Source organism: Pseudomonas sp. UBA3149, assembly GCF_002364655.1.
GTDB lineage: Bacteria > Pseudomonadota > Gammaproteobacteria > Pseudomonadales > Pseudomonadaceae > Chryseomonas > Chryseomonas luteola.
Genome location: NZ_DEYV01000013.1, coordinates 80,496 through 92,800, shown reverse-complemented (window position 1 = coordinate 92,800; position 12,305 = coordinate 80,496). Strand labels below are relative to the sequence as shown.

Genomic DNA, 12,305 nt, shown 5'->3' with positions numbered 1-12,305 from the left:
AAAACCGGTCATTTATTTTGGCCAATTTTGAAAGGTATTAGGGTTTGTCTGAAAAGTCGGCACGCATGCATCGCTCGATACAGGCCAGCGTTACCATGGCCTTGAAGCTGCTAGCCAGCTTGTCAAAGCGAGTACAGAGCCGACGCTTTTCCTTTAACCAACTGAACAGCCGCTCGATCACGTTACGCTGTTGATACTTAGGCCTATCAAACAGGCGAGGCAGACCTGGCAGGGGCTTGCGGTGCATCGTGCGCTGGGCAATCACCGGCTGCATACCGAAGCGGTCGCAATAGCGACGCAACCCTTCACTATCGTAGCCCTTGTCCGCGATCACTGTCCGGCAACGCTTACGTGGTCTGCCCTGAGAGCCAGGAAGACGCACCTGATCTAGTAACGGAATAAAGTTGCGCGAGTCGGCCTGCTGACCAGGCGAGAGGGTAAAGCTCAGCGGATAACCATTGGCATCGCAAAGCAGGTGAATCTTGGTACCTAACCCACCCCGGCTGCGTCCCAAGCAATGATCTACAGGTTCGTCCGGGCCCCTTTTTTTCCGCCTCCTGCCGCGGCACGGGTAGTTCGAATGGTCGTAGAGTCCACCATCCAGGTATCCAGATCGATAAAGCCATCTTGGCGAAGCTGCAGATGCAGACGAGTCAATACGTGCTCAAACGTTCCGTCGTCCCGCCATTGGCGAAAACGCTGATAGACCGTTTTCCAAGGGCCATAGCGTTCGGGTAGATCACGCCGTTTAGCGCCGGAGCAAAGGATCCAGAAGATACCATTGAGCATCTGTCGATCATCCCGGCGAGGACGGCCCATCTGGGGAGGAGAAACGATGTCTTCAATCAATGCCCAGCGCTGACTCGAAAGCTCGTAGCGACCTGTCATGTCTGCCTCCGCTTGCCACAACGGCATTAGGCTAACAAACGCGACTTTTCAGACAAACCCTAGTCTAGCGAGCGTAGCTGCCTGCCATGCTTTATATAGGATCCAATTGGCTGGTCTCGCGACCTACTAAACTCAACTGCAGCTATAGTCACCGGATACGTGAGCAATCGGTTACCGCTACAGTGATCTCTGGATCTTAAAAATTAAACAACAGTTGAAGGTTAAATTAAGGATACTTATATTTAATAATGATAAAAATAATGCCAGAGCACATGATCGATCAGAGGTCATTTAAGGTGCCCCATATATCGAAAGAATAACTATCATCCAATGTTTCGTAGCTTATTCCAATAATTTTATTTTTTTCTGCTTCTAGTTTGAATCTTTCGCTAACGATGATTTTTAAATTCTCGATGCATCTAAAAAGATCTAGAGAAATATCGCACTTCGGGACAAATTTTTTGATTTCATCATATAGTTCTATGTTTGGCCAAATTTCACTTTTTAAAAAATCTCCGGTTCTATCATCTTTAGAAACAGTATATTCTGAGTATCTCTTATCCATGGCCTCAATGCTTTTTCCTGGTAAAAAGTAAAAATAAGATGAACTTATTTCTTTGCCTTTATTAATTATTTTTAAAGGTATCGCTCTGTAAGGCACCGAAAATTTATTACATATATCTAGGAACCTACTTGATACAATTACTTCAGGGTTTTCATAATAATCGAACCCTATATTTTCAATATTACTCTCAGTTATATCTAGAGTATAAGATTCGTTTATTTTAATTTTTTCTGGTGATGGCTCATAAAGCTGCCACTCCCATTTTTCTGGGGTCCCGATAGACCCAAGCATATAGGGATTTGATAAACCATCAGCTTCATAGTTTAGAATATAAAATTTAGTTTCAATCATCTATAATAATCTCGAGGTCACTTGATCAATTACAAACTTACCAGACTCTAAGCCCTCTCGCGCAAAGCTCTGGATTTTACCTATTCCAAGAGCCAACTGAGTATCGGTTAGTCTCCCAGCTAAGAAGACTCTGTTCAAGTCGGTCAGCTTTCTGTTAACAGCCTCTGTATAAAGTCTATGACTAGACCAATGTCCTGGAAGACCTAAGGTTTTTGCAAGACTCTGGCTTCCAGGTAAAAAGATGCCATTGGGCGCGCCGTCACCATCGAATCCAATTGCTTTAAGCCTGGAAAATAATTTCTCATAAGCTTTGTGCTTCATCAGTTCTTCGGGGATAAGATGGTGATTTGCCATACCATCGCCAGACCTAGCACCCATATTTTGCCCAAGTTTCGTTGAGCACCAGCCTAAAGGGTCTAGCCAGCTTTGCGGATTTTTCCCGTACTGATAGAGATTCTCCCCACCCAACAAACCAATCGGATCCTGCGTTGTAAACCGTCCCACAACCGGATCGTAATAACGAAACGTGTTGTAGTGCAGGCCCGTCTCGGCGTCGCAGTACTGCCCCTGAAACCGTAGGTTTTGCTCGATTTCTCTGGGAGCCAGCGCTTCCAACGCACCCCATGTCTTGTAATAGGCGCGCCATACCATACCGCCGGTATCGTCCGTGACCTCAAGCGGAGTGCCGATCTGGTCGGTATGGAAGTAATAGCGCTTGGGCTTTTGATCAGGCTGGCCCGGATCAGTATCTAACCGGGCAAGTGGGGCGTAGCTGCCTGCTTCGTAGATATACAGGCTGTGCAGATCTGTTTTTTGCTCCTGCAGCATGCGCAGGCCTTGCCAGAGGAAGCGGGTGGTTTCGGTCTTGCTCTCTACAGAGACATGCTTGGCAATACGGCGGCCCAGGCCGTCGTATTCGTAAGTGGCCTGGCTGAGCGAGTCATGGCCGCGATAGGTTTCGGCTTTAACCAGGCGGTTTTCGCAGTCGTAGGTAAAACGCTGATAACCATTTGAACTGTGCCGCTCGCTGACGTTACCCCAGGCGTCGTAGGTGAGGCGCAGGTCTTTCCAGGCCTTGAGACGGTTGTCTGGGCTCAAGGCCTGGAGGCTGGTCAGGTTGCCGGCAGGGTCGTAGCCAAAGTCCTCATTACCGAGCTGGGGGTGGTGCGGTTCGCGGCTGCGCAGTTGACCAATGGCATCGTACTTGTAATCCGTAGCGCCACGGTGCTTATCAATCTGCCGCAACAGTTCGCCCGCCTTGCTGTACTCATAGCGACGATGGATGAGCGTGGCGGGATGTTCAGGATGGCCGAGCAGGCTGTTCTTTTGCGCGTTGAGTTGCGAGAGCTGTTCATGCGGCAACTCAATGGCCGCTTGCCAGCGCTTACGGCCAAAGCTGTCGTATCCAAAGCGGCTGGTTAGGCTGCCTTGGGTACGCAAGGTCTCCCTGTGTAGGGCGTCACGCTCGAAGTCGCTGATCAGCAAGCCGTCGAGGTTTAGTTGGTGCAGATGCCCGCTGCCGTAATAGAGGTGATTGAGTGTGCGCCCATCCGGCAGGCTAAGCTGAGTAAGGTTGCCTAGCGCATCGTAGGTGTAACCTAGTGCGCCCAAGGCTGACTGCTCTTGTACCAAGCGGCCAGCCTTGTCGTAGCTGAAGCGGAGAGCATCGGGCCGTATGCCCAGCGCTTTACCGTGCTCGCTGGGCTGCCGTTCAATGGCTACGACCCGATCCAGTTCGTCATAGGTGTAATCCAGGCGAGCATCCTGGGTCATTTTGCTGAGTAAACGACCTATGGCGTCGCGCTCAAATTCGCTTGAGCGTGTCTGGCTCTGTCTCGTCTGGTCAGCGGTATGCTCATCCATGCGGACCAGTGCGCCGGATACGTTGTAGCGGAAACGGCGGCGTAGTCCGTCTATACGAATTTCTTCTATCAGGCGATCGGCAGAGTCATAGGCGAAGCGATAGGCCGCCCCGTTCTCGTTTACCAGGGCAGCCAGACGCAGCGCTTGATCGTAGTGGTAACGAACCCGCTGGGCTTTGGCGTCCTTGCGCTCTACGGGTAGGCCGCGAGCATTACGAGTGACGCTTGTTGTACGCTTATCAGCATCAGTATGGGTAAGTAGCTGCCCAAGCGCATTATAGGTATAGGAATCTATACTGCCGTCAGGATGCTCGACCCGGAGGACTTCGCCGTCGGGTTTGCGATGCAGTCGGGTGGTTTGGCCGAGCGCGTCGGTTACTGCCGCAAGATGTAAGTGTTCACTGTAGGCATAGTGGGTGTGGTTGCCTGAGCACTCCTGATACCGGGTAACTTGGCCAAGGGCGTTCCACCAGTAATAAGTATTGTTGCCTAAGGCATCCGTTACGGTATGGGGTAGGCCATTATCGGCACTAAGATAGCGAGTGATTGCGCCAAGCTCATCCGTCTGAGCCAGCAAGCTACCTGCCTCATCGTATTCCCAGCTAAGTGCGCTGCCATCGGGCCTCGTCAGTGAGGTAAGGAATTCAGTATTGAGATGATAGGTATATACCGTCGAGCGACCGATAGGATCGGTGTCTTTGACTAGTCTTGAAAACTGATCGTACTCGAACGCTAGCGTATTGCTGTCGGGCAGCGTCACACCCGTTATGTTGCCTGACTCATCTAAGCCAATGTGGTATTGCTCACCGCTAAAGTCTTGGGCAAAAGTGACACGACGGCTTTCATCGTAATGAATAATGGCTTTGCGATTTAAGGCATCAATAATGTATGTCGTACGAGCGGTCAGATCATAGCTGAAGCTGTAGCGCTCACCATCACTGGTCCAATGCTCTGCTACTCGCAGGCTGCCGTCTGGGAGTTTGCCCCACCGATAATGACACACCAAACCTAGGGCATTTTCATGCATGACCATGAGGCCGTGGTCATAGCCAAAGCGTCGACTGGTAACGCCATTGCGATTAGTGACGCCAATGAGTTGATCCTGCGCATCGTAAGCATAGCGAACAAGGGTTTCTACCGGCTTGCAATCCTCGATACGCTCTACCCGCACCAAGCGGTTACCCGCTTCGTTGTAGCAGAGATGGATACGTACCATACTCTTTGAGTGGATATCGGTCAGCCGACCTTCTCGATACGTAAGCGCCAGGTAATTACCGTGAGCATCCTCGATGCGTTTGAGCGGAGCGGGCGTGCCATCCTCTGGTAGGTCGCCAAAATAGAGAAATGTACAGTCGAGGGTCTGCAATAGATAATGGCCGCCCTCAGTACAAACGATCGTAAACTGCTCCGCTGGATAAAAGACTCGCTCATTAGGATTTAGTAGTTCGAGCGGAATTTCCCGGCCCTGGTTATCGCTTAAAACCAGACGATCCTTCTCGCGCCTTAGGCTTTGCTCCCAGGGCATTACCCAGCCGCGCCCGAGAATACCCTCACGCTCGATGTCGCTGGCGTAAAAACGTGCCCAATGGATAGGCAGCAGGCCGGGAAGCGTAAAATCGATCTCACTGTCTTCCAGCAATAGTTTACGACCATTTACCGCGTCAACCGGATGGCCAAACAGTGCGCCGAAAGCACGCGTCAATACTGGGGCCGCTACTGCTCGTGTAAACGCTTCGGAAGCGGCAAAGGTGGCTGCAAACTTGAGCGCGCAGGGCATAACGGCTTTCAAGCCATTCTTGGCTGCCATTTTCACAAGGCTGCCTAAACCTCCACCGAGTGCCATCAGAACATCAACTGTGGTACGTAACCATGCCGGTACTTCGTCATCTATAGGCAGATAGGTCTGAGTTTCGGCTCCAACATTTACATTAGGAGAACCCGAGTCAATCGTTGCACCACAGGTGAGTTGATCTCCTTTACGGGCAGCGGGAAAACCGTTGATGAAGACTTTGGCTGAACCTTGGGCAATTTGCGGGGGCTTGCTATGCTTCTCACAGACGCCGGTGTCCGCCTCAACACGCGCAGCCGCTAGACCGTTGATAAAGGTATTGGGCGAGCCGGAAACAATCCCTCCGGCGGGGGTACTCATTGATCGTCCGATCGTTTCGCCGAGCGCAGTCAGTGCTGCTCCGCCAAAGCCAGCCAGTACGCCCGCCATCAGGGCAACACCAAAGCCGCAAGTAGCGGTTGCTACCGCTACTCCTACTACAAGGGCAATACCTATCGCCGCTCCGGCAAGAAAACCGCCTAACGCGCTTGTATGGACGATCTCATCGTCAATGCGAGCGGCTTCGTACATTTGACTTCTCCCTGTCACACGGATTGTCTTTCGCCGTGCGAAGCAAACCTGATGATGCTTATTGATTCCGCTTCACGAGTTAACGAGACGGAATAAAATTACTTAAAAGCTCTACCCACAGTGCATCCTGTTCTGATGTAAACGGTGCTTGTCCGCTCGCGGTAAAAACAAGAACGCGCTCGGGTGCCATTGGAAAAGCAGCCTGACGCTGATATACGTCTTTGCCGCTTGCCTTGTACCGAGAATCAATTTGGATACCCTGAATGGGGACGTTCATGGATAGCTGCGCCAGCTTTCTGTCCAAAGGTTTGTACTTGGCAAGTTTTGCGGCGATCAGCTCAACCTGTCGGTCAACATAATCATCAAGGGCCTCGTCCGAGGGTTTGGTATCTCGGGAAACCGTAAGGCTGAACGGAAAGGGGGCCGTGTCTCCCGGAACGAATACATTGATGGTGCGATCCTGAAAGCCAGCAGGTAGCCTTAAAGTACCTTCGTTGATCTTATAGCTCATGAGATTTCTCGAAATTTGGATTACTGGGAGGCAGAACCTGATCCATTCGTACCTGATGAAGGATGGAATACAGCATTGATCTGAGCATCGATTGAGGCCTTCACTCCTTGCCCCTCCGGTGAGGCTCCTGCCTTACTACCCGGCACATTGATGTCGAGAGTGCCGCCAGTGTTTATCTGGCCTGCGCCGCTGGCGCTGATATTGAATTCAACACAGGAAATATTAACGAGGCCGTTGGCGTACATCTCGAACACGCTTTCGCCACAAACAAGGCGAATACCTTCACCTGCCTCAATGAGATACGTTGAGCTGACGCTATCCACCTTCGAGCCGCCTACCAGCAGCTGGTCATCCACCTTGACGATACGCATGCGGTTCTGACCAATGACTACCGTTTCGTCCTGACCAATGGTTTTGATTCGGTCAACCCCTACGGAGTGGGTTTCACAATTGCCCACGTCAATGTCCATGTCGCGCTGACCGTGTACGTAGATCTGCTCTGCACCGGCTTTATCTTCGATTCGCAGTTCATTGAAGCCATTGCCGCCAGGCGTGCTTCTGGTCTTGAAGACTGTCCGGGTCTTGTTGGCGGGCAGGTTGTACGGCACCAGGTTTGCGGCGTGATGCAGGCAGCCTGTAATAAGCGGCTGGTCCGGATCGCCTTCCAGAAAGGTGACCAGTACTTCCATGCCGATTCGGGGAATCGTGACGGCACCATAGCCTTCATGGGCCCAGTTGCTGGCAACACGCAGCCAGCAACTGCTGTGCTCGTTCATCTGGTCCAATCGATCCCAATGGAATTCCACGCGGACGCGACCGTATTGATCGCAGTAGATTTCTTCTCCAGCGGGGCCGGTGACAATTGCGGTCTGGCTACCCAGGATTTTTGACTTAGGGTGCTTCAGGGCTGGTCTGAAGATCGTGTCCCAGGGCACTGCCGTAAAGAAGTTGCGATAGCCCTGCTGAAAGCCATCCTTGTCATCTACATGCGAGGATATGGATTCTTCTAATACTTGGGGTTGTTTGCCTTCATGTATTAGTTCGGTGAGTAACCAAAGATCGTTCCATTCACTGCGCGGATGTTCGGTCAGAGGCATGAAGTGACCAGAGAAAAGCGTCGGCAGGTCACTTTTACCGCGGGCGATCTGGTAATCCGAGCGATGCCTTTCCAAGGCACGCTGGCTTAACTGCTTGCCGCGGGCACGGTCCATGAACGCGCCAGGGTAGTCATAATCTTCCAGCTCTGGCGCCGCCTCGCCAGTCTGGGAAGCCTTCATGGTGAGCTTGGGTTTTTCAAAGTTATAGTCCCGGCGGCTGACCTTGGATGTCCGTGTTTCAACCTGGACTGCAAACTTTCGTATGACCTGATGATCTGCAACCAGTCCGGTATCTTGCTGGAAAAGCGCAGGGCTCAGTTTTGGGAAGCAGGTCTGATCATCACCAAAGACCATGATGTGTTCGGCCTGGGTATGCTCAAAGTGATAATGAATACCTTCCTCTTCACAAAGCCGATTGATGAAGTGAAGATCGGTCTCATCGTACTGAACACAGTATTCACGTTCTGGGTAAGCCGAGCCCAATTGGAAACGAAAGGCATTGGATAGGATGCCATGCTCTTTCAGAACGGTAGCGATGATGTCCGGCACGTTAAGGTGCTGGAAGATACGCTGGTTATGCCGATGGCAGAGATAATGAACGCGTGGCACGAGCGTGACACGATAGCGCGTCATGCGTTTACCGGACTCGCCTTGTTCGGCGCTGTGAATCAGGCCATTGAAGCCTGTACCCGTCTGGTCCAGTGTCAGGAAGGCAGGCTGGTTGAGTAAGGATTCAAGATCGAAGTCGGGTCTTTCGCTGATCAATTCAATATCGAAACGAAAAGCGGTATTCAATGCTTCCCGCCCTGCAAATTCCAGCACCTGAAAATCATGAGAGACGCCGGGAATCTCAAGTATGAACTGGGTTTCGTTGGCTGGGGAGAACATCCTGGTTCCTCTGCTTCCTGCTCGGTATACAAGTCATGTCCAGGCGGGCGGCGTGCCGCTTTTCTGGAGATGCGTAAATTAATCCCATGCGCGGGATTGGCGGTTAGAGATATGGCCGCAGGCTAAACGAAAGCCAGTGGCAGAATCTTGCGCAGTAGCTAGAGGTGAGGTGGGTGTTATTCAAAAACACGAACCAGTTCTTACAGGTTTTTAGGCAGATATAAGTCGCTTTGGCATTTGGTGGGTTAAGCGGCCTAAGTCAGTGAGGCTCTCTGTGAGAGGTCTGATGGTTATGCTTGTTAAGTTTATGCATAAATGCCATGTTGAATGAAGGTTCAGCGCCGCTTTTATGCTTTGAGTGAGCCGTCTCTGCTCATACATTTACCAGGAGCCCCACAATGAAAATAATGGCCGCGGTTACGCACTCCAAAGGACAGCCTTTTAGTCTTGAGGAGGTTACGCTATCAGGCCCTGCCACCAACGAAGTGCTGATTCGGATCGTTGCGACAGGGGTTTGCCACACCGACGCCGTCGCGCGTGATCTGGGGCTGTCGCCTTATCCTGCAGTCCTTGGTCATGAGGGCGCGGGCATTGTCGAGCAGGTAGGCCGTAATGTTAGTGATCTGGAGATAGGCGATCATGTGGTCCTGTCGTTTGCGCACTGCGGTAAATGCGAAAATTGCCTGACCGGGCATCCTACGGTATGCAGGGTATTCAACGAGCTTAATTTTGGTGGCCGCATGGAGGACCATACCTGTCGGCTTCGCCAGGGAGATACCGAGCTCTCTTCCTTTTTTGGTCAATCATCCTTTGGCACCTACGTGATTGCCAGCGCACGTAATGTCGTCAAGGTCGATAAGGACGTGGACTTGGCGTTATTAGGGCCGCTGGGCTGTGGTATCCAGACGGGTAGTGGAACAGTCCTCAACCGCCTTCGCCCAGGGTTTGGCGATAGCCTTGCTGTATATGGCTGCGGTGCTGTGGGTTTGAGCGCGATCATGGCGGCAAAGATTGCAGGGTGTGCTCAGATTTTTGCAGTTGATGTGCATGAGAGCCGACTTCAGCTGGCCAAGGAGCTGGGCGCTACGCATGTGTTCAACGGTAGTCAGGTTGATGTGGTCAGGGAAATCAAGGCTGTCTCTTTGGGCGGTACGCACCACGCGGTTGAAACTACAGGGGTTCCGCCGGTTGTTCGCCAATGCCTGCAGGCGCTGCGGCCATTAGGGCAGGCGGCGATTGTAGGCGTAACCCCCGAGATGACCATTGATGTTCATAACGAGATCATGGCGGAAGGAAAGACCATGATGGGTGTGATTGAAGGTGATGCCGTGCCACGCCTCTTTATTCCCAAGCTGATCGAGTACTACAAGGCGGGGCGCTTTCCGTTCGACAAGCTTGTCAGGTTTTATGATTTCAAGGACATCAATCAGGCATTTGAAGATTCCAAGCAGGGAATCACCGTTAAAGCCGTCCTGAAATGGAATTAATGCCCGGCCAGTTACATTGCTAACGCCTGGCCTGATTGGCCTGTTGCAGTTGAACTTTCAGTTGCAGCAGGCAGAGGCTAAGAGTGGGATAAAGGACGCTGGGTTGTTCAGAACGTATCGATCATGCGGCCTAGCGTTTCCATTGCCTTCTCACTCTCAGCCGTCCAGGGATGGCCATAATTCAGCCTTGCACAGTTTCCAAACCGTTGGCTGGCCGAGAAGATAGGGCCGGGAGCAAGGCTGATACCCTGAGCGATGGCCATACGGAGCAACTGAAGCGTATCGACCCGTTCTGGAAATTCAAACCATAGGAAATAACCGCCGGTTGGGCGGGTTACGCGGGTTTCGCTCGGAAAATGCCGTGCGGCTGAGTCCAGCATGGCGCTCTGCTGGGTTTCCAATGCATGGCGCAATTTTCGTAGGTGTCGGTCATAGCCACCATGTTGCAGATAGTCTGCAATGGCCGCTACAGCAGGAACCGAAGGAGAAATGGTCGTCATGAGCTTGAGGCGATCAATGGCCTCGGTGAAGCGTCCGCCAGCAACCCAGCCCACTCGATAACCCGGCGCCAGACATTTCGAAAACGAACCGCAATGCATGACCAGCCCATCATCATCAAAGCTTTTCACGGCTCGTAACGGTTGGTTGGAGAAATTCAATTCGGCATAGACATCGTCTTCAATCAATGGAACCTGATGCTGCTTCAAGAGTGTGTACAGCGCCTGTTTCTTCTCGAAACTCATGCTGGCGCCCAAAGGATTTTGCAGGCTGCTCATGAGCCAGCAAACTTTGATAGGAAGATGAGAGAGGCTGTGCTCCAGCACATCAAGATCAACACCTTCCCGTGGATGAACGGGGATCTCGACGGCCTTCAATTTTAAACGCTCCAATACCTGAAGCGTCGCATAGAAAGCAGGTGCCTCTATTGCAACCAGGTCGCCTGGGCTCGTTGTACTTTGCAGGCATAGGTTCAAGGCTTCCATCGCCCCGTTGGTAATAACCAACTCCTCAAGCGGGAGACGAGTACCGTTGACCCTATAACGAAGGGCTATTTGACGGCGCAACTCATTGTTGCCTGCCGTCATGTCTGCAATAGCGGCCTGGGTTGAAAGGTGTCTTAATGCGTGGGTCATGCTGCGGGCAAGGCGAGGAAGCGGAAACAATTGTGGACTGGGAAAGGCAGACCCAAATGGAGTGGTCGCAGGGTCCTTGATAGAGTTCAGGATGGAGAAGACCAGTTCGCTGACATCCACCTCAGTGGTTTCAGCCTTGTGACCAGTAATTTCAGGCTCATGCAGCGGGCGCTTGGCATGCTCACGTACGTAATAGCCTGAGCGGGCGCGGGCAATGATCAGCCCTTTATCTTCCAGCAGATAATAAGCCTGAAATACAGTCGAAGGGCTGACCGTGTAGGTACGACTGGCATGACGTACCGATGGGACTTTTTCACCCGCCTTAAGTACACCGGTTCGAATCAGGTTCGCAATTTCGTCAGCAAGTCGCTCGTAACGTTTCATGCTTTTCGCTGCAGCGCTGGTGGTTGATGCCTATACCGTATTGGTGTCTATACGAGCGCTTACGACTTAAAACAGAAGATTGAAAGCGGTTGCGTCGAGACACTGATGGCCTTTCTATGCATTAGCGGTCGTTCTTCTGCACGTCCTTTCTATCTTTGTTTAGCTGTACGCCAGCGTAAAACCCCCATCCCAGTAGAACGAAGGCCAGAAAGCCAAACAGTGACATGAAGAATACGTCGCTCATGATTGAAACCTCTTGCGATAGCAGGGAAGGGTAAGCATTGAGACAGGCATCGTAGCGAATGGATGTGTTTGCTAGAGCAGCTCTCTACCGGCATTACCCATGTGGCTACAGTAGGGCTCTAGGCGTGCGCAAAACAGATTCAGATTCTTAATAAAAAATCGTATCAGATGTTGAGTCACCCTTTTTTGGCATTGTTGCACGCCGCTAGCTGAGTAGTCTCAATACGCGTTGACTCTGGTAGACCGCCTTCAGCTTAGGCTGATTTGTCTTCAAGGCACGACCCTTGTGACAAAAAATGTCACTGCTGGTCCAAAACCGTTACGCTTGGCCAACAGCATTTTGTCAACTCTTTCATGCTTGGTAAGCGTGTAAATTTTATGAATTTTTTAAAACTGCTTTCTCTACCCCTAAATTTTGTGAACGTTGTCGAAAGTAATTCGTGTTTCTTTGGAAAAATCTAAAACAACTGTTTCACAAACAGCTGTTTAATATAGAGAAAAATTTTTATAAGTTATTGATTTTAAATATATTTTATA

The 12,305-nt window shown here is 51.3% G+C and carries 8 protein-coding genes; 1 reads left to right on the top strand and 7 read right to left on the bottom strand.

Features of this window, described 5'->3' with window-relative positions; genetic code table 11:
* Nucleotides 1-37: 37 nt before the first annotated feature.
* The 5 genes from B3729_RS11675 to B3729_RS11655 form a co-directional block, all read right to left on the bottom strand.
* Nucleotides 38-888, bottom strand: a protein-coding gene (locus tag B3729_RS11675; RefSeq protein ID WP_286787972.1) for an IS5 family transposase whose coding sequence is annotated in 2 segments (ribosomal slippage) — nt 38-543 and nt 543-888 — 852 coding nt in all. Because the reading frame shifts where the segments join, the coding sequence is not laid out codon by codon here.
* A gap of 280 nt (nt 889-1,168) precedes the next feature.
* Entirely contained in the window at nt 1,169-1,804 is a 636-nt protein-coding gene (locus B3729_RS11670) for an Imm43 family immunity protein (protein ID WP_286787971.1), read from the bottom strand.
* Nucleotides 1,805-6,025 (bottom strand): RHS repeat-associated core domain-containing protein, encoded by a 4,221-nt coding sequence (locus B3729_RS11665; RefSeq protein WP_286787970.1) that lies wholly within the window; start codon nt 6,023-6,025, stop codon nt 1,805-1,807.
* Between the two features lie 79 nt (nt 6,026-6,104).
* On the bottom strand, nt 6,105-6,536 hold the full coding sequence (locus B3729_RS11660; RefSeq protein ID WP_122043811.1) for a DcrB-related protein: 432 nt from the start codon (nt 6,534-6,536) through the stop codon (nt 6,105-6,107).
* A gap of 20 nt (nt 6,537-6,556) precedes the next feature.
* Nucleotides 6,557-8,521, bottom strand: coding sequence for a type VI secretion system tip protein VgrG (locus tag B3729_RS11655; protein ID WP_286787969.1), 1,965 nt, complete (start codon nt 8,519-8,521; stop codon nt 6,557-6,559).
* Between the two features lie 398 nt (nt 8,522-8,919).
* Between B3729_RS11655 and B3729_RS11650 the strand changes: the two genes are divergently transcribed.
* Entirely contained in the window at nt 8,920-10,008 is a 1,089-nt protein-coding gene (locus B3729_RS11650) for an NAD(P)-dependent alcohol dehydrogenase (protein ID WP_286787968.1), read from the top strand.
* A 107-nt stretch (nt 10,009-10,115) separates the two neighbouring features.
* Here the strand turns inward: B3729_RS11650 and mapR are convergent, their stop codons facing one another.
* Both mapR and B3729_RS11640 read right to left on the bottom strand, forming a co-directional pair.
* Nucleotides 10,116-11,525: a GntR family transcriptional regulator MpaR gene (gene mapR / locus B3729_RS11645; RefSeq protein WP_286787967.1), complete on the bottom strand. Its 1,410-nt coding sequence runs from the start codon at nt 11,523-11,525 to the stop codon at nt 10,116-10,118.
* Nucleotides 11,526-11,646: 121 nt separating this feature from the next.
* Entirely contained in the window at nt 11,647-11,769 is a 123-nt protein-coding gene (locus B3729_RS11640; protein ID WP_010799001.1) for a hypothetical protein, read from the bottom strand.
* Nucleotides 11,770-12,305: the final 536 nt, after the last annotated feature.